The sequence below is a fragment of the Pseudomonas sp. 01L34 genome (assembly GCF_056400265.1).
Map to the genome: position 1 here is coordinate 633,100 of NZ_JBFTSX010000001.1, position 23,604 is coordinate 656,703.

Below are 23,604 nucleotides of genomic sequence, written 5' to 3' on the forward strand. Positions count from 1 at the left end.
TTCGCATCCAACAGGCTTCTTTCAACATGTGGGGTGAATTACTCCGGTGTCATCAATACAGCGAGCGTCATGTTGATGAACTCTTCATTTGTTCTGATCATGTCCAGCGCACCGCGCACGTTGCCTCCAACCTCCCCCGATCCACGCTGCTCGACCCAGAGTGTCAGTTCCATGATGGCAGCCTCAAGGGCTTGTTGGTTTTCGTTGATCTTGAATAGCAGGGAAGGGAGCAGATCTGAGTTTGGCATCGCGATTCCTCCATGGAAAAAGGACAGCGTAGCAGTAGAGGAGTTTGGTGGGATTTTGCCGCTCGACTATGGACGGTCGCATAGAGTCAGAGCGCGCTCAGCAGACGCTCAAGTTGCTCTCGTTCCCAGCCACTCAATAGGTTGTAGTACCAACAAATTTCAGTTGGCGCCCAGCTTCATAAATGGGCGCACACCGCACTCTCTGCTATCTAGTTTCCTGTCCTCCTTAAGATGTCTATGCCGCAGAGTACGGTGAAAATCTCAAGCTGCGCCCCATGTTTGCAATTGCCTCCGGCATTCCCTCCGTAAGACTGAGTCCCTTCATCGCACGCTGATGGAGTTGGTGTAGCACAAGGGTATTGAGCTGGGGGCGCTGAGACCCGAGTCTGAGTTCGTCCATGTCCGGTACGACGCTGCCGTAGTGTGCTTGGCGGGCGACAATGTGTCGCCAACGGTCAGAGGCCTCATCCCGTGCTCCCGAAAAAACGTATACGGCCGCTGCGGCTAGGGCATCAGCGATCTGGATACCGTGGGTATCATGCGAGGACGCGAACTCTATTGGGCCCGACAGATTGAATGTGATGGGATGCTCCACGCCCCCAAAATCAGATGTAAGCTTTTTGGTGTTGCCGACCATCGCATTGAAGAGCTCTTGGTTGTGCTGCAGCGGCTTTGAGTGATCACACACTGCCGTAAGCACATCATGCTCGTTTCCCCAGTTTGCCAGAAGGGTATAGAGGGCTGTGTTGGTTAAATCGAGCACCCACTTGCCCGTTTCACCGCCAGTCAAAGACTCCAGTTCGCTCCGGATATCTTGGTGACGGACTTGGGCAAACTCACGAATCAGCCTGATGGTATCGGAATGCTCCGCGACTGCTGAAGAAGAGAAAATGGTTTCGAGGTTTTGCCCCGTGCCTTCCCGCATCAGGCTTTCGAACTCAGCAAAAAGCTCTTCCGCGCCCGCGCCTCGTGCGGTGAACTCCATATAGAGCACGTTTGCGATGAAGCGGTGAAAACCTATCCCATAGAAAATGGAATTGATGCTGGAGTAGCAGGGTTCAAAAATATACTCATGAAATTTCCCAGCGAGAGCAAATTTCTTGTCAGAGATGGAAATTTTGATTCGGCCATCGAAAGCATCCAGTACCTCCGTAATGACCTTTCTGCCCTTCGAAAACTTCACCAGATTGGCGCCTTTGAGCTCGCCACCTTGAATGTTGTACTTTTTGGTGAGTTTCTCAACCAACGCTCTTGCCTCGTCGTCGTCAGTAGCAACCGAAGCGTAAGCAAAGTAATTTTGCCTGGGGTGTAGCAGGTTATTTCCGGTAAAGCCTGACTCATCGAAGTAGATTTTTTGCGACATTTCATGTTCCTTATGTGTGGATGTCGACGGCCGCTGAGAGCAGCGCATCATGGGCGCATGCAGGAAAAAAATTCCACACCTGCATTGATGTTTACCTAATGGTTTGGGAGATTCCTAAACTCTGGCGGCAAGGTAGTCGCACTATCGAGTACCAACTGACGAGCTATGGACGGTGTACTGCAAAAAGCGGAATAGCTTAGCGAGAGTAATGGCGCTGCCCACCACCCAACAGCGCTGATGCAGTGCTGTTAATGTAGGCATCGCCTCTTCGGGCACTTGGGCCTGGCTAACGCAGTCAGGCAAGAATCTCTTTCACGATGGAGGCAACATTTCTAGCATCGTCTATCCCTCGATGATAGGTACCCTGCCAAACCAACCCCATCGACTCTACTGTTTGCTTAAGTCCTTTCGGTCGATTGTCGTACAAACCTGCATGCCATTTCTTGGCATTGAAATGTGGCAAGTCTTCGAGCAGGGAAGGGCACGCAGCAAAGCCAGCATCGCACTCAAGCTGTTTTGCGTCATAGTCACCCCATGACGCCCAGGCGGCGTCTGGATAACGTGCAGTAAATGTTCGTAGCACTTCGCCAACCTCTTGATAGCTTCGGGCTCCGTCAACGTGCTCTTGTTGAATGGATGTAAGCTTTTTACAGAAATCGGTCAGGGTAGGATTGATCTGAGGCCGAACGAAGCGCTGGAATTCATCGACGATCTCAAGCGTTTCCAAATCGATCACCACCAGGCCAATTTCAATCGTTTCCATCTGGTTAGGGATGACTGCAAGCGGCTTTGGTGATTCCGACTCATCAACCTCATCACAGGTTGCCTCAAGGTCAACGCAATAAAGATAGCGGTATGGCGCTGAATGGCTTGAAGGTGAAGCAGCTTTGCTTCAATTCTCATGGTAAGGATGTCCTAACTTTGATCTGTCCAAGATACATCGATACGAGCATACAGCCACGTTCTGACGGAGCTGTTAGTGGGCATGCTGTTTCGGTTTCGCCGTAGAGGCTAGGGGCTTCGAACAGTCACGAGCTGCGATAGATCGCATTTCATGCCTCGCGGGTTGGTGCCCTGAAGCGTTTGCCGAACGCGGAATCCGTCAGCATCTTGCAGACCTAACGGGCTGAGAGCGGAGGTTGTGATCACAACATTTCCGTGTCGGGTACAAGACGAAGCCCCCCAGGATACAAAGGCTAGCGCGTCTTCCAGGAGTCTATTCTCCCCTCCAGCCAGTCTTGTACAGAGGAAATGCGCTCTTCCGTAGACTTGATATCATCGTCAGTGATGAAGTCATCGTCGGAGTACGGCCCCCACTCATCATGAGCAATCACTTTGTGAGTTTCTACGATAGTGTCTGTCCCGAGCATTTCGGAAACTTGCGAGTAGTAGTTGTCCTTCGCGGCGCTGTATCGAAGATGTGTAAGAAGCTCTTGAATGAACCATGCGAATTGGCTTTCTAATCCGATGTTGCTCCGCTTCGTGCACAATGTTGGCATATATTTCCCGTCGCTATTTCGAATGTAACGGGTGTACATGTAATGTCTTTTGTATATACACACGGCTGTAAGGTGGCAAAATGGATGATAAACAAATCCATAGGGGGGTGAAATTGGATGATGACCATTGGTATAAAAATCAAAAGCAATATCACAAAGTGAGCTTTCTTTTAGAGAGCTTTCAAATGCAAATACTCCCTTGAAGATAGGAGGGTATCCATCGTCATGACGCCCGGCCGCCTCGAGGATGGCTAAACTGCTTTTTAATTGATCTTTGTCTAGAGTCGTTTTTACTTCGATGACAGCCCTTACTGAGTTTGCCGGTACGACGACTAAATCACCTTCCCTGAATAGGGGGGCATACTCTAGGCGGTCGTAGATCAAGACATCGAATTGTCTAGGGCAATCGTAAATAAAGCCTGAGGCTATATGATAACGCTCTGGCAGGTGTTTACGTAAAATACCTATGAGCAGCTGCTCTCGATAGGCACCTACAGTAGGGCCGTGAGAGATGATTAATCGCACCCGATTGCTCAGGCTTTCAAGTTCACTTGCCATTGAGGCAGCAAAGCTTCGGCGTTTTTCAATATCTTTTTGACGTTCGCCGAGCTCTAGATAGCAGTGACTTTGGCTGCTCGCTGTCGCCTTCACATAGCCTTCTACGACTAAGGCTTGAAACATAAAAATAATTTGTTCTGGAGTAGCGCTGACTCGTTTATCAGCACAAACTTTGTCAATAACATCTTTCAGTAGCGCTCTCCGAGAGTGGCCAATATGAGAGCTTGCGATGTCTAGCACCTGCCGGTAGAGCTCAAGATTCGGTGACCTCTCACAATGTGCACGTATGGAAAATGGTGACAAGGAGATTTTTTCATGGATTGAGAGCATCCGTGTTCCAGATGAACTGATCTCCTTGACTAATATCATTCCATCTTCGCTTGCGCCCGCAAATCGGTATGGCTTGAGTTGTTCCCAGCTATCCGTAATGACGATGCAGTAGTCGCCAAGTTCATATTTCATATCATCGTCTCTAGGTAATAGCGCCTGAGCCAATCCGTGTTTTTCTCACGAGTCGGCGCAGGCGGTGCATGAGGATAAGCGATACCGAACTCTATCAGGGCCAGCAGTTTCAGGCCTGCATATAAGAATGCTACTGCCTGAGCAAACAGCGTCTGCCTCTCTACTGACGTTGAAGACACCATGCTTGCTAGCTGAACCGTCCTCTACAAGATCAACGACCCTGTATCGCTTGCTACCATCGTCCAGTATGGTGGTCTCAATCACTCTGAGTCTTGCTTGCATGGTTGCTTTCCGTGCATGAGATTGGTGTCCTACAAGTACCGGCAAAAGGAGGCGACTTCAAGAACGGGACGAGCTTAAGCTGAGACAATTTATGACTGTGCAATGCAGTCAACTTTGCTGGGAGGCCGGCTCAGCCGCAGGTACGTGTCGACGCATTTTCTTGGCGTCACTGCTTCGGGCCGTCGGGCCGTCGGGCCGTCGGGCCCGGCAGGATCGACATGGATGACTTCGAAGTTTTCACGATTATGGTATTGACTAGCGACGATATGTTGGCGCCGAGGCCAATTGAGCTAGTTGCCGAGATATAACTGACTCAGTCTGATTCTTCGCGAACCTTTACCTGTGCTGTATTAGTACCGCCTTGAGGTTGGGGCAGTTTTGCGCCGGTACGTGGTTCAATTCGACGCCGGCGTCTACGGTATTAACCAAAGCATCACGGAAGATTATTGACGTCTAAAATCGTCTCTCGCTCCGAGATTTTGGTCATTTAGACCAGAGGAGGGCGACCTGGTAAAACTTCACAGCGTAGCTAGGCGACCTGGTAACCTTGCCAAGTGCCTAGCTGCGTATTTGTTAATGCTACTCAAAATTTTTATCGCCAAACCAATACGACAATTTTCTATCTAAGGTATAAGAGTCAGCAAAATCTTCTGAGCTGTGCTGTCCCTATTGCCGTTGAACGGTCTTACTTCTTTGAGCTGAAATCCGTCTGCCTGCACTGGACTGAATGGATCACTGTTAATGGTTATATCGAAGTAACTCATGGTGTTGCCGAACTTCCCAAGCGCCACTCCATTTACGGAAGCCGCACCGGCTTTCAGCAGAAATGCAGAGGCCACTGCAAAAGAAACTCCATATGTCGTGCAGTCGTCAATAACAATGACGTTTCTTCCCTTTATTTGCGTTTTATATTCAGGATTTAGGTGGAGGGTGGTTATTTGCCCGGTCGGGTCTGTCCGATCTCCTCCTTTCTTCGCTGATCTTTTTTCTGATGCTGCGTGTCTTATGAACAGTGGCTTTCCTTTGCGAGAGAATTGAACTTGTGAGGCAGTAGTTCGTAGGCGGTGGGTGAACTCACTAAGAACCTCAGTGTCGTCATTGTCCGACTGAGACGAAGGATATACTGCCCAAAAGAGTTTATCAGTGTTTCTTGCGCCATCTATCAGGAGGGATCGTGCTGTCACGATTAGAAGGGCTGTGAGCCTTGCTCCACCTTTCTTTACTGTGTTTTTAAGTTTGCCGGCAAAAAGGATTTGGTCAGAGTCTTTTCCATACTCAGATAAATCCATTAATGCTCTCGCGCTGTAAGTTGACTCGACACCTTCGAACCACCAATGGCCAGACCAGCCATTAGTCATTTCGATCAGCTCTCGGAGCTCAATTGCAGAGGCCACCTGAATGCCTAAATTTTTTACTTTTACGTCGTTTGACCAAGCGGCTGCGATAAGCACAGCTTTGCCCGTTTTTGCCATTTGCATGTCTATATCGGTAACTGCAAGCACTAAGACGTCGTAGGTCTGAATGGACAACTCCTTGGCAATTTGGCCAATAATCACTCCACTCTGGCGCGCCTCCGTACGGCGAAAAGTCACTCTGCTTTTATCAAAAATTTTGTCAAACCAGTCCGGTTTATCTTTGTTGGATACGATGGTTACCGAGTTGCCTTGTAAGCTGGTTTTTATTAATGCATCAACGATGTATGGCCTCGGTTGGCCGTTTAGTATCAGAGCATGAGGTGAGGTGATTAGAGCTAGCATCCTTACTCCTGAGAATCCGATGATCTACAAAAGTGGTAATTGTTTTAAATTTAGGTCTGCTGGGTTGGCCTCAGTCGGCGCTTCTTTCTGCTCTTGGCTTGAAATAGCCAATGGTCGCGAGGTATCTTCCATTTCTGAGTTTGTATTGTGGTGTTGCGCAGGGATTTCTTTGCAGGAGTTCAATAACACGTAAATATCTAACGGTAGCTCAAGGGTTCTGGTTCCATATTCCTCAAGCGCGAAGTCAAATTCTGGTTTTGAGTTTCTAGTGTCAGGGAGACACACATTATAAATAAGTTTCCCATATTTTGAAGCGAATCTCACTGTATGGGCAGTTCCGCTTTTTATCTGCCATTCAGCCGGAACCAGAATATCTCCTAAGGCTGCTTGAATTCTATTACGTCTTACAAAATTTTCGGCGCTATATGATTGGTGTGGCAAATACTCACTAACTATCGTTCCTCCTGCACTCAGGATCTCGCTACGTAAAGATTCCGAGCCCTTAGGATAGTCGTTGAATATTCCGGTGCCGAGCACTGCAATTGTGGGCAGCCCAAAACGGATCGATTCGCTATGAGCTACTTGATCAATTCCCAGCGCTAAACCACTTACCGTCGCCATCCCTGTGTTGGCCAATGTAGCGACGACTAATTTAGTCAAGAATAACCCGTCAGGAGAGGGTTTCCTGGTTCCAACAATGGCAACAGCTTTCCTCCCAAGATTATCGGCCTTGCCTTGAATAAAAAGCCACTCTGGAGCGTCTGGTATTTCGCGTAGCTTAGGGGGAAAAGCTGCCTCTTCTTTGAATACAACATTCACGCCTGCAGCAGCTAACTGCCTAGCGAGACCAAGGCCCATGGCCCAAAGACGCTCCTGACCTTCGAAACCTCCGAAATCCGCGTCTCGGAATGCTTTTCCTAGGCCTACGCTATCTGGATCCTTTAGAGACCCTTTGTAACCGATGCCTGACTGGGCGACCTTGTGCAATGTCCAGAAGCCAACGCCTTTGACGCACGTCAACGCGAGGAAAGCGACCTTTTCGCTCCGAATGAACTGTTTGTCTTCCATCCCTATTAAAGCCTTGTGATGACTAACGTTATGACCTTCAGAGGCATCCCGCCCTTCAAGGTTCTGCCTCACTAGGTGTAAGGCCATGCGAGTTTGAAGGGTGCCTTGGAACGGTGTAGAAGTCCATTTATATCCAGAAGGTGTGTAGCACGTTTTCTCTGCTTCCGCACCGAATGCCTTGTCGCGCAGTGTCTCATCAAGACCTATTCCCCGATGGCTTACCCAGTGAGACAACTGGTGCTGAGCGACCATCCGCCAGATGCCTCACGCTGAATTCTATCGTCGCTTTCTATCGCAAACGGCATGCTACAGATCTATATATTCAATATCACTGGCAATATGCTGCAGGGTGAGTTTCTGGTTGATGATAACTAAGTTGAATGATCCATATGCGGATCTTGTTGAAGGATACTTTATAGCGTCAAATCCGGCTGATTTGGCGCAGTCAGCTACAAATCGCGAAACGGTATAGTGCGGCTTATGAAATCCTTCCTCATCCTGAGGGGCGCTCACCAGGGCTGAGTACGCCAAGCATATCAAAAGCTCTTCATGCTCCCGTATATCGCGAAAATCGCTAGTAAGGTCAAAAATTTTCAGTGGTGTGTCTGTTTTGAACTTTATCGTAAGGATATTTTCATTGCGGGTCTCGGCTTTGCAAGTTTCTAGATCGCTTGCGATGTACAGGACTGGCCCTCCAGCGTGATTGTATCGACCTTCACCCACGAAACGAGCTGGGGGGAAATCAAATTCTGTAATCACAGCGTTGAGGTTTGCTGTTTTTACTCTCGCTCTGTATAGGTGTTGGGTAATAATGATTGGTTGGATAACCATTGCAGCTGCTTTGATCGCCGAATATACATTCTTGCAAAAGTCGTGTTCTAGGAGCAGGAATGGCGTCGCTTTGGCTAGTTCTGAAACTTCGTATATTTCATCCTCGAGGTCTCGAGCGTCGAAAGGTAATTCATATGCCCAGATAGCTCCGGTAAGCGGTTCATAGCACCTGGGGCAACCAAGTTCAGCCATTAGTTCCCAGTATTCTTCAATAGTCCATAAGTCTTTCACTCTGCCAGAGTCGTAAAACCATTGTAGATCAATGCCTCGTCTCTGGAAGTCGTGATCTTCTGCGTTGTATGCCCAAGGCCAAGACTTCAAGAAATCATCGCGGCATTTATCGCAGCAAGCAATTCGAGCACTGAATGCCTTTTCTAAATCCGCGTAGACCATGTCTTCAAAAGAAGTAAGTTCGTAATTCATGTGTTTCCTAACGGTTATTGTTTCTAACAATCAAGTTTCTGATGTCTTACACGTTCCAATCGGGTGTATAAATTTGAAAGCCTTCCAAAGCGCTTTTGCGGACGAGACATACTCACACATCAAATGAGTAAGCAGAGTCTAAAGTGGATGCCCAAATATTCGGTGGATCGTTTTTGGTCGATGACACCTTCTGCTTCCGCTGTGGCGCCTATCCATCGGGTTAGCTAGTACCGAGGTTTAGACCATCCAGGGTATCCGTCAAGCTCTTCCAACAGGCTGTCATCGTCACGATTGTTGCGATAGCCGTTCGACACTGGGCGCTCAAGCTCTTCGAAAATGAGGATCGACTGAGTCTGCTTGGCAGGAGCGTAGTAGATCGCCTGCTCGTAGCAGGCGAATCGCCTGGCATCATCACTGTTGCTCCAGTCTACGCCTTCGGAATCTGCCTCATGAAGGCCACTGATACCTGAGTTGAAAGCTTTCGCAGCAGCGGAGCTCCGGGGAAGCGGGATGTCTTTGCTTATCCACACTCGCGATTCTTTGAGTGCCTTCGAGACGATGGAGTATTTGACGACGCCATCCTCGGCCACCACAAATGCAAGGTGATCATTTGAGGCTTGAGCGAACCTGGACGCGATACAAGACCGGGACGCCTGGAACTGTTCAGCCAGTTCGGCGAGATGCTCCAGAGTGAAATCCTTCTCTTCTGCGAGCGGCTGAATGAGTTCCCAGGGTACTAGGCACTCCGCCGCGAATATATCGCAAAGAACTTCCTCCGGTGGGCGTCCGGTGAAGCGCTCAAGCTCAATCGATGGCACCTTTTCACCATGCTTGGAAGGCAGTTTGAGCACGTGGTGTGCGATTTCATGGAGGATCGTGAAACGTTGCCGTAACAGGCTGTCTTTCTGGTTGACGCAGATATGTTTTTTTCCGCGTCGCTCAAAGGTAATGCCTGCTTCACCTTCTTCCAGCTCCTTGCGAGATACATGGAAGCCCAGTGATAGAGCCAGCGCCTCAACATCAACAGGCGCCGCTGTGACGTTGGCGTCCTTCAACAGTCTACGCGCCAAAGCAACTGCAACGTTTTCGTCCATGAAATCCTTCTCTCTACATCTGTTGAATGAGTTCGATGCGCTTGAGCCATGCTTCTTCGGTGTCTGGACGCTCACCTCGGAAGCTCATCGTAGCAACGTCCTCAAAATCTTCCCACGGTATATCTATGCGAGAAATCATGAGCTGGTACAGCGCGTTCTCGACGGTCACTGACTTGGCCAGCAGTCGAAATATGTCACTCTGTCTGTCGTCCAGTTCAAGCGCTTGGCTCAGCCGCATGACGACATCATCGGACGGTGCTGCCCGGTCTCCCTTCTCCAATCTCCAGATATATGCGTGATCTAGGTCGCCTGCGCGCTTCTCCAAGTCACGAAAGCTCAGCTCTTTTCGTTCACGCATGGTTGCGATGAACTCGGCCAAATCCATTTTTTTCTCCAACCTCTTGCATTGCCCAAACGGGCGGGAGTAGTCTGTTGCCTAGCCAGACAACAGCTCGCGATTCATGATCCATGATAAGCGGCTTTTTTTTGAAGTCCACTGTTGTCTGTCTGGACAACGACCCCGGGGTCGTTTTTTAGATCGATGGTGTTGTCTGTATAGGCAACAGTTCGCATGCGAGGATTTTCCCCATGACACAGTTGAGCGATTTTGAGGTTGAGGACGTGGCCGCCGCCGTCTTGGCGGGCCGCGAAGTACGTGATCACGGCCCGTACAAAATCCAGCTAGGCAACGAGGCGCTGGAGTACCGTCCGCTGGTGATCGCTGATCCTGTTCCCACCGGCCAGCAGGTGCTGGGGGCCGCAGAACTCCGTCCGGTCGACGAGTACCTTTTGTTCCAGGTTCTCAGCAACGGCCACCTGGAGCTGTTCAGCCCCAGTGAAACGACTGACCTGCGTCAGGCTGGTATCGAGAAATTCCTGGTGTTCAAGAGCGACCGCTCGTTCCGGTTCTTCATCGACGGGAGCGCGCAGGATTGGGGTGGCCAGCGCATCTCTGGGCGCACCCTGAAGCAGTTGGCCGGCGTGGATGCGCAGAAGTACGACATCTTCCTGGTCGTTCCGGGTGATGACGATGAGCTGATTGAAGATCGTGACTTGTTCGACTTGGCGCGCCCTGGTGTCGAGCACTTTGCGGCGGTGGAGATCAACATCAAGGTCTTCGTCAACACGGTGCCCGTGTTCGTCCACTCTCGCAACCTTACCTACTGGGAAGTAGTGCGGCTCGCTTACCCGGAAGCTGAGCCTGGCCCGAATTCCCACTTCACCGTGACCTTTGCCAAGGGCCACGAAGGCAACTCGCTCACCAACCTGGTCGATGGCCAACACGTCCGTATCAAGAAGGGGATGCACTTCAATGTCACACCAACTGATAAGTCGTAGTCCTCACCTCCTGCGCTTACGCAACGAAGGGTACAACTTGGACATCAAGGAGGCTTACCTCCTGGTTCGGGACGTGCCCTACGTAAACGCTCAGCGTCAGGTGTGCAAAGGCGTGTTGGTCATGGGGCTCAACCTGGTGGCTGATGTTGCGGGCCAACCGAGCGACCATACAGCACATTTCATTGGTGACTGCCCTTGCGATTCGCAAGGGCGTCCCCTCGAACAAATTGTCAACAACAGCCAGTTGAATCCGCTGTTGCCGGATTTGGTCGTGAACCACTACTTCTCGGCAAAGCCCCGGGCTGGCAACTACTCCGATTACTACGAGAAGGTCTCGATCTACGTTTCGATCCTGAGCGGCCAGGCTGAGGCTATCGAGAAAGGGGTCACCGCGATGACATTCGCACCATTTCGGTCGGAGGCATCGGAAACGGTGTTCGCCTATACCGACACGGCGTCAACACGTGCCGGCATCGGAGTGCCCACCGAGAAGTTCAAAGGACTGAAGATCGCAATCGTCGGGCTCGGAGGTACCGGCGCCTACATCCTGGATCAGGTTGCGAAAACCCCGGTGGCGGAGATCCATCTCTTTGATGGTGATGGGCTCCACCAGCACAACGCCTTCCGCTACCCAGGCGCTGTCACCTTCGCCCATCTCGAACGGGGGATGAAGAAAGTGGAATACCTGCAGGAGGTCTTCGGGCAGATGCATCGCAACATCATTCCGCATCCGTGCATGATCACAGCTGAGAATGTCGCTGAGCTTGGCGCCTTCGACTACGTGTTCCTCAGCGTCGATAACACCACGGTGCGAGAGTTAGTGGTGCATGAGCTCAGTGGTACTCGTACCTCGTTGCTTGACGTTGGGATGGGGGTTCACCTGGTAGGCGAAACGCAACAGGTTTGGGGAACGTGCCGGGTCACGACTCTCACTCCTGGGCATCATGACCACGCTGCCCGCACCATGCCGCTGAGCGAGAATGCTGGTGAGGACGTTTACGGCACGAACATTCAGATCGCCGACCTGAATGCCCTCAACGCGGTACTGGCTGTCGGTACGTGGAAGCGACTGTGTGGCTTCTATGTCGACAACGTACAGGCCGACCACTTCACCTACTCGACCAACCTCAATGAGATGGGTAATAGCGAGGAGCGCCCATGACCATCAAACGTCTCACGCCTCAGTTCGTTGAGCACTTCCCGGAGAAGCTGGAACCCGGTGAGCTCTACCTGGCCATGGAGTTCGCAACTGCAGCCCACCTGTGTGCCTGTGGTTGCGGCAACAAGGTGATCACACCGTTCTCACCAACCGACTGGCAGATGTCATTCGATGGTGAAACGGTGTCGCTCAAGCCCTCCATCGGCAACTGGACATTCAAGTGCCGCTCGCATTACTGGGTGCGGTCTGGCCGAATCGAGTGGGCCGGTAACATGTCCCAGGAGGCGATCAACGCCGGGCGCAAACGGGATGCTGAGGCGAAGGCGCGGCAGCAGGTGGGCAGGCCGAGTGGTGAACAGATTCGCCATCCGGCACCATCAGCTCAAGCGCAAACCCAAGTAGCGTCGTTGATTGGCAGGCTGAAAAAGTGGTTAAGCCACGTGTAAGGTGTGGGCTAGCTTACATGCCACAGTGTATGGCATATAGCTAGTATGGGTAGTGCACCAGTGGGCTGGTGCATGAATGTCTTTAGCGTATGCCTTGCCTGACAACGGCATGGAATCTGGTCGCCAGGATTAGCGATGCCTCACGAATTCTTCTCCCCCGTTGTGCGGACATGGACTGCCTTCGTCATCTCATGCAATGAAGGGCTACGGTTATTCAAATCCCTCCGCAATACGGCAGCTTCGCCAGGGACATTTGAGCCGCTCACCCCGGTATTGCTTGATGCCGATCAATTTGATCGGTACGAACGCGAACTGGTAGGGGCCCTGAATAATGATGAGGTTCTGAACGTCGCTCTTACGGGTGGATATGGCGCAGGGAAGTCCAGCATCATCAAAACCTTTTTTGAGCGACATCCAGAATTCGAAACTGCCTACGTCTCGCTAGCCACCTTCAGCAAGGACGCACCATCGCCCTTACCGGTTTCAGAGAGTGAGCCAACTTCCGAGGCAGGAAGTAAGAAAGGGCAGCCAGCTGATTCTTCATCGGAGCCTGCGGCATCGGGTGATCTCATCGCCAGGATTGAGGAAACCATCGTTCAGCAATTGCTCTACGCAGTGCCGGCGTCACGACTTCCTAAGACCCGACTGAAACGCATCGTTCAGGCTCCTGGGCGAACGATATTCTTTCGTACATTTGCAGTTGCCGGGATCATCCTGGGCAGCCTTCGTCTCTACATCCCCACAGTGACGAAGCTTCCTACGCTTGATCCGGACTGGCTCGTACCTGGCCTTATGATGATCCCTGGCTGGCTCGCCATAGCCGGGGTGGGGTTTGGCTGCTGGTACATCTTGTACGCTAGCCTGAAATTCCTCGCCATGTTCAGCATTGACGGGTTGACCATCAAGGGCGGAAAGCTCGAGGCCACAAACCATAGCTCCGTCCTGCACAAGAACGTGGACGAAATCATCTACTGCTTCGAGCGTAGTGACATCCGCGTCGTTATCATTGAGGATCTGGATCGCTTCGGTACCCAAGAGGTGTTTTTCAGACTCCGGGAGATCAATTTCACAATACGTCGCTCGCCTCAGATCAAGCGTCCCGTTCACTTCATCTACGCCATCCGCGATGAACTCTTCACCGTCACAGACAAGACCAAATTCTTCGACCTGATCATCCCTGTGATCCCCGTCGTTAACTCGGAAAATTCTCGAGAAAAGCTGTACCAGCTAATGGGCACTCGTACAGTGAATGGCAAGCCGTTGGGGGCAAGCCTCGACCCTATCTTGGTGGAAACGGTCTGCTACTACATCGATGAGATGCGGCTTATAAAAAATATTGTCAACGAGTACGACATATTTGCGAGCCTGCTCTCCCATGGTGGTCTGGAACTAGACCAAAACAAGCTGTTCGCGATTGTGGTGATTAGGAATCTGCACCCTGAAGAATTTGCGTTATTGAGCAGGCGCCGAGGTCAGGTACATTCCGTACTGACCGGATTGTCGGAGTGGTTAGAAAGCTCAAGCCAGGCACTTATTGATCGCCAAGAAGAGCTGCACGAGGAGAGATCTCAACGACTTTTTCAAAATGAGGAGCAGCTGGTCGATGCGAGACTCCGCGTCTGGCATGAGGCCCTGAAGGCTAGTGGGGTTGATGGGGCTAATTACATTCAGAGTGAAAATGGCCAACGGTTTAGCCTAAGCGATTTCCTCAAGGATGAGATCTTCGAGCAACTTTGCCAAGCGAGACAATGGCAGAGCGTTTGGTTTTCTTCTTGGTCGCATCACAACCCGCTTGGGGTCGCCGTCAGTCCAAAAGACGCTCTCGCGCAAGCTGATTTCAAAAGGCGGGAAAATCGAATACAGACCCCTATGAAGGCGCTGGAAGACGCGATCAGAGCTGTCGAGAGGGACATTATCAAATTTAAAACGCTCTCCTTTCGCGAAGCTGCACGCGGAGATTACGGCACTGTGATTGCGCAACAGCTCATGAGCATGGAAGTGATTGTGTACTTGCTCCGTAGTGGCTATCTCGACACCGATTACACGGACTACCTCGGTTTCTTCTACGAAGGCTCTCTGACCCACGATGATCAAAATTTGCTTCTCGCGCTTCGGCGTCGTGCCGTGTTAGACGTTGCCACGCCAATTAGAAATCCTGAGCGAGTGATTGCGAAACTCGAACACGACTCGTTAGATGGCGGTGGCGGGATTATCGCAGCGCTGATTGCTGAGCTCTCCGTGTCTGCGTGCCTCAGTAATCTCGGTGATGTTCGAACTCAAAAGCTAGACATTGTTTTACGGAGTGCGCAGCAGCATCTGGACAGGTTTGCTGATGCGGCTCGTATCATCCTTGCAGGAGAAGCTCGATCAGACTTCATCCGGTCAATCTTTGCGATTGAGCCACGCCTGTTTACCGACTTGCTTGAAGCAGACCAATTCAGCGGCTCAGACATACGGCTCGACTTTATTTGCGGCCTTTTGGACACCCTGACTCAAAAGCAAATTGAAGGAATGGCAGGTCAGGATCTACTCCTGAGCACCATTGAAGAGCTGCCGGATGCGAAGGCTTTCATCTCTAGTATGGAAACTAAAGCGAATGGCTGGGCATGGCTTCTTCACGAGCCGGTAAAATTCAGAAATCTCGACTCTGGCACAGATGAGCAGACGCTCAGACACTTGGTGGAGTGGAATTGCCTAGAGCTAAACCTTTCCATGATGTTGCTGCTCTGCCGTAAATTGGATGGAGAGGAGGGTAATGTTTCTTGTCGCCGCCTGCTGGCTTTGAAGCTCAGTGGGTTGAGTGCCATGATCGAACACGCGCCTAGGGGGTACGTCCTAGCTTTGATGGAGCAGGTAGGAGTCATTGAGGAAGACTCCAATTCGCTGAAGTACGTCCTATCCCTGATCAACGACGATCCTGAGCTGCAAGATCAGCTATTCCTGCGTACTGATTGTCCGATAGAGGATCTGAGTAGCTTCTCAGACAACATTTGGATTAAAGCGCTTCAGTTGGATCGCGTAGAGTCAGTCCCAGGAGCTGCATGGGCGTTCTTCAATCATATGCTCATTCGGCCAACAGAGCGTCCTAACGACGCACCTACCTCCGATGAAATGGACTATCTGGAAGACGTGTTCGCCCATTTTATTGCGCGAAACGCCATTGCTGCTCAACAGCTTTGGGTTGAAGAACAGCCGGAGAACGATGAGTTGAAGGCTCGTCTCATCGTGTCTGATCTCTATGATGACGATACCCTTGAGCAGGTGTTTGCCAGCACTACGGTAGGGGCTGCTGCAATAGAGGGCTCGAGAGTTTCGCCTGCCCGCTGGGAGTTTTTGGCCACCGCTTCCTTTGTTCCTTTCGATGCCGCAACTCATATGGCCTTTGCTAACCAAGGGCCAGATCTTGAAATTATTTTCCTGCGCAATCGATGGGAGACCGCACGGGCTGAGCTGGAGCTCTTGAAGCTAGACCCGTACACCGTGGCCTCATTGAGCAAAGCTCCAAACGTACCAATCGGCGATGTCCTTAGGATGTGGGAAGGATTGGTTGAGCGCGAAGTGGCAAGCGATGCAGGAACCCTTAAGCAATTGGGTAGCGTGTGCGCCCGGGCCAATGCTGAAGGTGTCGTTCTCTCTCGCAACTGCCTCCCGATAATCGTTAGCTCAGCTAACGACGCGAATACCTCGGAACAGGAACGGAAAGAGCTTCTGCTTCAGGCGCTGAAGTTGAATTTAGACTGGGTCACTACCTCGCCAATTCTGGTTGCGTTGGCTGGTGGATACGGAGACCTCGCAGCCAAGAAACGCTCGGTGCGCTTGCCCACCTCTAGCCTGGATGCACACATCGCGAATGCGCTCCAGCTCAGAGGTTTTGTGGGTAAGGTCAACAATGGAAAGAACCACATTGAGGCATTCAGCAAGCCTTCAGGAATGACTTGAGAAACTGCGTCGATGGCTCGTCTTAGACGAGTAGAGTCAATGAAACCGCTATACCAAAGTGACTGGGCTACTGGACATCTTCATTCAGGATGGAAATCAATGATTTACCAATGCAATGGATGTAACAGGACGACCTTTGAGACAGCATGCCCATGGTGCATGGGCTCCCAGGTTTTGCCGTCATCAGAGCTGACTTTGCGACACCTCACTCCGCTGGATCCTTCGTTCTACCCAGACTTCCAATACAGATCCAAAGGCTTGATAAAAGACTTCCTCGGTAAAAAGAAGGAGCAAGCCCAGCTCAACGATCTTCTGAACAACGTATTGAGAAAATACGCGAAGCTTAAGCAGCCTTACTTCACAAACTTCATTCACACCACCCGTGAAAGCACGGGGAGTGATGACGCGGGTGTGCCTGGCCCTCGACTGGATGGCGTGTATAGCGAAAGGGAGCTGTTTATGGAGGTCTTGATTCGCAGAGGTTTTGACGAACTTGAAGGGCTTCCATCTCTCTTGGACAAGTTGCTGCAGACCACGGCCTTCAACTCTGCGTACCTTGGATTCTCGAGGGAGCTGACTCGCCACATTCGAGCTGATCTCGCCGATACCTTACGTTCCTGGATTGAAGAGGCCGGGACAACGTTCAGGTCTGACTTGGCCCTTTTCTACTACTACCTTTGGGAAAATGATGTTCCCTTTCCCAATGTCCAATTCGATCCCCAAGCGGCCTCGACATCTGGCGTACCACTCCTCCCGCTACAGGCTTTCCGGAATGGCCTGAGTCTCTGCGAAGAGATTTATTTCGACATTCTCGTCGAGCGGCTGGGATCACAGCTGGAGCATTTCAATCCGAACCAGTTCATCACCATGTACCTGGTGGATGCTATGGACGGATTTCAATTCGAAGCCTTTCTAGTTGAGATTTTTCAGACCATCGGCTACGACGTAAAAGAAACCAAGAAGACTGCTGACCAAGGTGCTGATCTATTTGTCAGCTGCTTCGGCAAAAACATGGTGATCCAGGCCAAAAACTACTCCGGCTCAGTAGGCAATGCTGCTGTACAGCAAGCCATTTCCGCAAAAGCCTTCTATGGGTGCGACGAGGCTATGGTAGTCACGAATTCCTACTACACAAAATCCGCAAAAGAACTGGCCGGCACAGCAGGCGTTCGGCTGATCGACCGGGATGGGCTTCAGAGCTATTTAGACGACTACAATCAGAAGCTTATCGAGGTCTTTCAGGCTGAGGAAGAGAGTGCTTAGAAGTACATGCCCTCCGTGGCAAAAGCTTTTGGCTCGCGACGTCGGTGCGGTTTAGAGATGAGTGACGAGAAAGAGCATGGCCAACTTCAAATCGACTGAGATGAAATTCCTTGATTCGATCTTTGAAATGGGAGGAGGGTACGTCCTCGATTTTTCAGACCGAACAATGGGCGAGTTTTTCCTTGAAGAGCTGAACATTGATATTGACCATGCGATGTTCTCCAAGGATGGCACCTCAAAAGCCAAGCGCCTTCGGTGCCTACTGCAAAACGCAGATGTTCCGACTGTTTATCGCGTACTTGAGGCGCTCTGGAGATATCGGCAAGCGATGCGAGAGGAGGCTAGGACTGAGGAAACCATTGTAAATGCTGAGGGTAGATTTCTCTCCGTGCTCAATTCCATCCGATCCCCTGTGCAGCAGGCTGCAATTGTAGATAACCCTTTTGCCGCAGCCGCTGTCTTCGACCAGGCTGCGGTCTACGAGGCACTTCGGAAAAAGCTTTTCGAAATACGTGAGCTTCCACCTCACCAGCGTGGCTACGAGTTCGAAACGTTTTTAAAAGATCTGTTTGACTCTTCAAGACTCCAAGCGCGGTCGCCTTTCCGCCTGGTGGGTGAACAAATAGACGGGAGTTTTCAGCTTGGCCATGAAACCTACCTGGTTGAGGCCAAATGGGTACGGGATCCGATAGGGGTGGCTGAGCTCCATTCCTTCCATGGGAAGGTTGAACAAAAAGCCGCTTGGGCCCGGGGGCTTTTTATCAGCTACGGTGGTTTCACCGACGTTGGCTTGCAAGCTTTTGGCAAAGGCCGAAAAGTAATTTGCATGTCCGGCGAAGACATCTACAAGGCCTTGGGGCGCGGCATTCCTATTGCTGATGTGATTGACCGAAAAGTACGTGCAGCAGCAGAAACGGGGGCTCCATTTGTCGAAGTAGACGAGCTATTCACCAAGTAGCCACAGGGTTAACCCAACATACGAGATAGAGAGTAAGCCTTCACTTGTTGACAGGGTCTGATCGGCATACGATCAAGCGTAAGTAAGGAGGAGTTTGAGTATGGATAACTATCAGAATCCAAAGCCAGGAAAGACATATATCAGCCCCGCGCTTCCCTCCTTTGGTGATAAATCGCGGCTTATCCGTATCGCGTCCAAAGTGTTGCCATCGGTAGACGGCTATGAGTACGGTCGCGAGCGTGACGAAGCTGTGCTGCGGCACAAACCGGAAGCGGCGACCTATATATCGGCAAAGTTCCTCGAGGACACTCGGAGGATTCAGGTTCTGACTGTTCAAAAATTTAGTTCGGAAAGTGGGCAGCCGTATGGCAGTGGTTTCTCGTTTGTCGGAGAGGAGATTGGTAGATTCTGTGAGTTTCTTGCCAATATCCAAGCGGTAGCCTTTGAAGGCGGGAGCCAAATCAATATTTCCGACTCAGAGCTGAGACGAATCGCTCTGACGTCTCTCCAGGCAAAACAACTAGTCACGGAAAACGAAGACCTGATTACTGAGGTCGTGAAAAACTCACTAACAAAGCAGGACGTAGTCGCAATCGGATACCGAAAAAAGCAGCTTGAAGTCTTCAAGTCCCTACTCGAGGATGATGACTACTTCCTAAAATTACAATCAAGGAAAGGCTGTACGCCGGAAGCCCTTTGGCAAAAGTTTTTTGAAAAAAATCCTTGGATATTCGGCTATGGGCTTAGCTATATATACGCGTCCGGCCTTGATGGGAAGAAGCTAGAACAAGCGGTCAGAGGTAATGATGTCGCTCAGCCAGGGAAGAGAGTGGATGCGCTTCTGAAAACAAAGGCTTGGGCGTCTAGCCTCTGTTTTGTCGAAATCAAAACTCACAAGACGCGTCTGTTAAAAAACAAGAGTTATCGTGAAGGTTGCTGGGCGCCCTCGGATGAGCTTGCAGGCGCGGTCGCTCAAGTGCAGGGAACTGTGGCCCTCGCAGCAGAAACTCTGAAAGAATCGGTGCGGCTGACTGACGACAATGGATATCCCACCGCTGAAGAGGTTTTCAACTATTCCCCGAGGGCATTTGTGGTGGTTGGTTCCCTAGAGCAGTTTGTTGGCGAGCACGGCGTCAATCGGGAGCATCTCAGGAGCTTTGAGTTATTTCGTCGAAATACAATCCAGCCCGAGATAGTGACTTACGATGAGCTTTTTGAACGGGCAAAACACATCATCGCAGCGAATGAAGCTTAGTATTCACATGCAAGGCATGCTCCCCATCACCCAGCTGTGCTGAGATCATGCCGTTGAAGGGTGCATCGCTTCTTCGGGCTCCTGAGCCCGGCTCATGCTGTCAGGCGAGCATCTCTTTCACGATGGAAGCAACATTTCTAGCATCGTCTATCCCTCGGTGATAGGTACCCAGCCAAACCAATCCCAACGACTCTACCGTTTGCTTAAGTGATTTAGGTCGATCGTCATATAAGCCAGCATGCCATTTCCTGGCATTGAAATGTGGCAAGCCTTCGAGCAGGGAAGGGCAGGCAAAGGCAGCATCGCGTTCTAGCTGTCTCGCATCATAGTTACCCCATGACGCCCAGGCCGCATCTGGATAACGCGCAGCAAACGTTCGTAGTTCTTCACCAACCTCTTGATAGGTTGGGGCATCATCCAAATCTGCTTGTTGAATGGATGTGAGCTTTTTGCAGAAAGCGGTGAGGATGGGGTTGATCAGAGGCCGGACGAAGCGCTGGAACTCATCGACGATCTCAAGCGTTTCCAGATCCACCACAACAAGGCCAATTTCAATCTTTTCCATCTGGGCGGGGACGACTGCAAGCTGCCTTGGTGATTCCGACTCACCAACCTCATCACAGGTCGCCTCAAGGTCTACGCAATAAAGATAGCGGTATGGCGCGAGGAGGTTCTGGATGGCTTGTAGATGACGAAGCTTCGATTCAATGCTAATGGCAAGGATGTCCTAACTTTGATCTGTCCAAGGTACATCGCTCAGGAGCATTCATACACGACGTTGCGGGCCTTGACGAAGACTAGTTTTTTTTTCACTATGTGTCGGCGCCATCGACGTTGGCGTTCAGCCCTAGCTAGGTGAAGCCTCTGCAACGTCGTTCCAACACCTCTTATTGCCACCTTTAATGGTCAACTGACACTAGGGTTTAGCGTTGATCGTGAGAGGCTAGGCTATGAAACTCCCTGACACTCCTTCGCTTGCTGCTTTTAAGTCAGATGCAGCTGTTCTGCATCGTGATTTACGCAGTGGCTGCCGCTCTGCGATTGACAGAGCAATTAGTGCTCAATTGATCAGTTCGGGCCCCGTGAACCGTGATATCTGCCTGCGTATCATTGCCAAAGAGCATGGTCTGCCATACCCCAAAATTGTTGCTAGAGATCAGATGATATCCCGGTATGCGGAACACTGTGTTTCTCAAGGGTTTTGGCGCAAACCATATGAAGGCGTATTCCGAAGGGCGCGATTCCTGTTGCAATTCGATGCGCTTGTTGAATGTCTTCGTGACCAAGTTCCACTTGCATCTGCTGCAGATAAGCGGGGCGTCGATTTCAGCGGATTTCATTTCAGCTCGTTGCTATTTAGCAGAATTCGTCGTGTCCTCAAGCGCTTGAAAGTCCCTGATTTCAGCTACCTGCAGGCGCCCGGAAGCCTCGTGCACTACGACTGGTTCCAGGACGTTCAAAAGGCAAGCCACTGCAACTTCAGTGATGCAAAGTTCTACTGCATTACTGCTGATCCAGTGATTCAACCTGGCGCTTACGGATGGGAAACCGATTTTAGCTATGCAGATTTGCGAGGCGTTGACCTTCGAGGGGCCTATTTGAGAGGAGCCTGTTTTAAAGGGGCTAAAGTCGATGGAGCTGATCTGCGCAATGCGAATATCAATGGCTGCATATTTACCGGTGCCACAGGAGCGTTTTTGAGCGGTGAAATCCTTTATCACAACTGGGACGTAGGCCCTCAGGGCGTCGTCCCTTGGTTACCAGACGACGAAGACTGAACCGCAACATCTGAACTTGGTACCCCGCTCATTCGCCCAGATGGAGTTGTGGTGAGCGGGGCGGGCGATGAATGTTGTGATTAAAGAACGCTTTGCAAGTGAATCATATCAACGCTAGTAACGAACATTAAGTATCACTTTGAGCTGATGCCCTATCCGTGTGCCTTTTTTTCAATTCCGGCTTTTCGAGATGAGAGGGCAAGGATTGGATCATCAGCTATTGGGTGAATGGCCATTGAAGTTAAGGGGAATAAGAAGATGGAAAAAATAATAGGGTTTTTCTTGGAGAAGATTTGGCCAGCCTTGTGCGCGTCCGCTCAAGACGCGCGGGAGCTCATTCAGTCGAATTCATCCTTTTTCGCAACCATGAGAGATCGCAAGGGAGTTTGCTCGAATGCCTGGCTTTTCGGCATCTTCGTGGCGATTGGCTTGGGGATTCTAGGGCTGCCAGCGTCTCGGTCTGCCGGCATTACTCCAAACCTTGAGTTTGCGGGCGTGATGACAATGATGAACTGGCTCCTCGTTGCGTTCTACGGGGTTTGCTTCGCGATAGGATCTCGGCTACTCGGAAGTGACCGCGAGATGTTGGTAAGCGTTAATACCTTCTTTTACGTCTCGGGTTGGCTGGTGGTACTAAAGTTATTCGAAATGCCCGCTTTGGGTGCACGATTTAAAGCGATGGCGCAGAGTTGTAGTGCCTTCAGCTATGACGAGGCGGTCACGTCGGCAATCCAGCAAAGCTCAATGGCTAAGACTTCAGATGATATAGTGCTGATCGGTTATGTAATGTTCATCGGCTTTGCCATCGCCAAAATGCAGCGTTCAGTGCATGACTTCGGTTGGATTCGTGCGATCCTTTCAACAGTGATTGGTATGGCTCTGTTGAGTGCGATGGTCTCGTATGTTCAAGAGCCCATCATCTCGCAGCTGATATGCAGCTATGTAAGTTATCCACTTAAGGGTTGATAGCGTCTCACCTGTATCGGGCGAGCCACTTCACATCTGGCCCGCCACGATACGAACAAATGCTCGTGATACTTAAGTTTTCAAGCTCTAAACAGATCGCCGGAATCGTTTCCGGCACGCTGTCCAAGTTCGAGTGCCCCGAATATGCGATCGGCGATCCGCCGTATTAGCAGTAGCCTAGGGCGTCACAGTCATTGAAGACTCTGAGCTGCCAGCCATCGATTTCTCCGGGCATGAGGCCGTGGTAGATCTAATTCCATGACTAAATGGTGCTTGGCGTCATGAAGCGTTTGCCGAGCGCGACGTCCGTCAGTACCTCGCAAACCACGCGGGCGGAGAGAGGGGAGGTTGTGTTCAAGTTATTTTGCATCCGAGGCTTGTCTAGCCCTAGCTGAGCTGCGGGGTGACATAAATGGAGAAGTCGCTTCTTCGGGCCAATGGGGCCGGCTCACCAAATCAGCCGAGCATCTCCTTAATGAAGGATGCAACGTTCTTGGCATCGTCGATCCCTCGATGATAGGTACCCTGCCAAACCAATCCCATCGACTCCACCGTTTGCTTAAGTCCTTTGGGGCGGTTGTCGTATAAACCAACATGCCATTTCCTGGCATTGAAATGTTGCAGGCCCTCGAGCAGGGAAGGGCACCCAGCTAAACCAGCATCGCGGTCAAGCTGTCTTGCATCATAGTCACCCCAAGATGCCCATCCCGCGTTTGGATACTGCGCAGCAAACGTCCGTGAAAGGGGAGGCTACGATTAACTCAGGTGCACGGCCGACGGACTGCGCCACTCGTTTAGCTTGTTCGATGCCCTTTTCGGTGAGCGGAATACTTGCGTGATCAAGGGTAGCTGCACCGACATTGGCCGCGCTTTCTCCATGACGCACTAGCCTGACATTCTTCATTGACTTACCTGTC

18 protein-coding genes and 2 pseudogenes are annotated in these 23,604 nt (G+C 51.0%); 9 read left to right on the top strand and 11 right to left on the bottom strand.

Going from position 1 to position 23,604, the window contains the following annotated elements:
- Positions 1-38: 38 nt before the first annotated feature.
- The 9 genes and pseudogenes from AC1DQM_RS02745 to AC1DQM_RS02785 all read right to left on the bottom strand — a co-directional run bounded on the left by AC1DQM_RS02745 (position 39) and on the right by AC1DQM_RS02785 (position 9,970).
- The gene (locus AC1DQM_RS02745) at positions 39-248 is read right to left on the bottom strand and encodes a hypothetical protein (protein ID WP_019579120.1); all 210 of its coding nucleotides are present in this window, start codon (positions 246-248) and stop codon (positions 39-41) included.
- A gap of 235 nt (positions 249-483) precedes the next feature.
- Positions 484-1,611, bottom strand: coding sequence for a DUF3800 domain-containing protein (locus AC1DQM_RS02750; RefSeq protein WP_477745850.1), 1,128 nt, complete (start codon positions 1,609-1,611; stop codon positions 484-486).
- A gap of 295 nt (positions 1,612-1,906) precedes the next feature.
- Positions 1,907-2,389 (bottom strand): annotated as a pseudogene (locus AC1DQM_RS02755) (3'-5' exonuclease); the annotation flags it as partial.
- 418 nt (positions 2,390-2,807) lie between these two features.
- Positions 2,808-4,130, bottom strand: a complete 1,323-nt coding sequence (locus AC1DQM_RS02760) for a DUF6602 domain-containing protein (RefSeq protein WP_477745851.1) — start codon at positions 4,128-4,130, stop codon at positions 2,808-2,810.
- A 905-nt stretch (positions 4,131-5,035) separates the two neighbouring features.
- Complete coding sequence (locus tag AC1DQM_RS02765; protein WP_477745852.1) at positions 5,036-6,169, bottom strand: phosphoribosyltransferase; 1,134 nt, start codon at positions 6,167-6,169, stop codon at positions 5,036-5,038.
- A gap of 24 nt (positions 6,170-6,193) precedes the next feature.
- Entirely contained in the window at positions 6,194-7,489 is a 1,296-nt protein-coding gene (locus AC1DQM_RS02770; protein WP_477745853.1) for a DNA-processing protein DprA, read from the bottom strand.
- A gap of 54 nt (positions 7,490-7,543) precedes the next feature.
- Complete coding sequence (locus tag AC1DQM_RS02775) at positions 7,544-8,491, bottom strand: RES family NAD+ phosphorylase (RefSeq protein WP_477745854.1); 948 nt, start codon at positions 8,489-8,491, stop codon at positions 7,544-7,546.
- A gap of 224 nt (positions 8,492-8,715) precedes the next feature.
- A complete protein-coding gene (locus AC1DQM_RS02780; RefSeq protein WP_477745855.1) occupies positions 8,716-9,585 on the bottom strand; it encodes an ImmA/IrrE family metallo-endopeptidase in 870 nt (289 codons plus the stop codon).
- 13 nt (positions 9,586-9,598) lie between these two features.
- Positions 9,599-9,970 (bottom strand): helix-turn-helix domain-containing protein, encoded by a 372-nt coding sequence (locus tag AC1DQM_RS02785; protein ID WP_429581454.1) that lies wholly within the window; start codon positions 9,968-9,970, stop codon positions 9,599-9,601.
- 203 nt (positions 9,971-10,173) lie between these two features.
- Here AC1DQM_RS02785 and AC1DQM_RS02790 point away from each other — a divergent pair, with 203 nt between their 5' ends.
- From AC1DQM_RS02790 to AC1DQM_RS02820, 7 genes are all read left to right on the top strand, one after another.
- On the top strand, positions 10,174-10,923 hold the full coding sequence (locus AC1DQM_RS02790) for a multiubiquitin domain-containing protein (protein ID WP_477745856.1): 750 nt from the start codon (positions 10,174-10,176) through the stop codon (positions 10,921-10,923).
- Positions 10,898-12,085: a ThiF family adenylyltransferase gene (locus AC1DQM_RS02795; RefSeq protein ID WP_477745857.1), complete on the top strand. Its 1,188-nt coding sequence runs from the start codon at positions 10,898-10,900 to the stop codon at positions 12,083-12,085. The genes AC1DQM_RS02790 and AC1DQM_RS02795 overlap by 26 nt, the downstream gene beginning before the upstream one ends.
- On the top strand, positions 12,082-12,528 hold the full coding sequence (locus tag AC1DQM_RS02800) for a ubiquitination-like system serine protease family protein (RefSeq protein ID WP_477745858.1): 447 nt from the start codon (positions 12,082-12,084) through the stop codon (positions 12,526-12,528). Before AC1DQM_RS02795 ends, AC1DQM_RS02800 begins: the two co-directional genes overlap by 4 nt.
- A 135-nt stretch (positions 12,529-12,663) precedes the next feature.
- Entirely contained in the window at positions 12,664-16,467 is a 3,804-nt protein-coding gene (locus tag AC1DQM_RS02805) for a YobI family P-loop NTPase (RefSeq protein ID WP_477745859.1), read from the top strand.
- 99 nt (positions 16,468-16,566) lie between these two features.
- A complete protein-coding gene (locus AC1DQM_RS02810; RefSeq protein ID WP_477745860.1) occupies positions 16,567-17,730 on the top strand; it encodes a restriction endonuclease in 1,164 nt (387 codons plus the stop codon).
- 76 nt (positions 17,731-17,806) lie between these two features.
- On the top strand, positions 17,807-18,688 hold the full coding sequence (locus AC1DQM_RS02815) for a restriction endonuclease (RefSeq protein ID WP_477745861.1): 882 nt from the start codon (positions 17,807-17,809) through the stop codon (positions 18,686-18,688).
- A gap of 100 nt (positions 18,689-18,788) precedes the next feature.
- Positions 18,789-19,943 carry a Shedu immune nuclease family protein gene (locus tag AC1DQM_RS02820; protein ID WP_477745862.1) on the top strand — a complete coding sequence of 385 codons (1,155 nt, stop codon included), beginning with the start codon at positions 18,789-18,791 and terminating at the stop codon, positions 19,941-19,943.
- 100 nt (positions 19,944-20,043) lie between these two features.
- Here AC1DQM_RS02820 and AC1DQM_RS02825 read toward each other — a convergent pair whose 3' ends face one another.
- A complete protein-coding gene (locus AC1DQM_RS02825; RefSeq protein ID WP_477745883.1) occupies positions 20,044-20,667 on the bottom strand; it encodes a 3'-5' exonuclease in 624 nt (207 codons plus the stop codon).
- Positions 20,668-20,893: 226 nt separating this feature from the next.
- On the opposite strand from AC1DQM_RS02825, the gene AC1DQM_RS02830 reads away from it, so the two are divergent.
- Together AC1DQM_RS02830 and AC1DQM_RS02835 are read left to right on the top strand one after the other, a co-directional pair.
- Positions 20,894-21,721: a pentapeptide repeat-containing protein gene (locus AC1DQM_RS02830; protein ID WP_477745863.1), complete on the top strand. Its 828-nt coding sequence runs from the start codon at positions 20,894-20,896 to the stop codon at positions 21,719-21,721.
- Positions 21,722-21,949: 228 nt separating this feature from the next.
- Positions 21,950-22,687: a hypothetical protein gene (locus AC1DQM_RS02835; RefSeq protein ID WP_477745864.1), complete on the top strand. Its 738-nt coding sequence runs from the start codon at positions 21,950-21,952 to the stop codon at positions 22,685-22,687.
- A gap of 736 nt (positions 22,688-23,423) precedes the next feature.
- Here the strand turns inward: AC1DQM_RS02835 and AC1DQM_RS02840 are convergent.
- Positions 23,424-23,591 (bottom strand): annotated as a pseudogene (locus AC1DQM_RS02840) (phosphoglycerate mutase family protein); the annotation flags it as partial.
- Between the last annotated feature and the right edge of the window lie 13 nt (positions 23,592-23,604).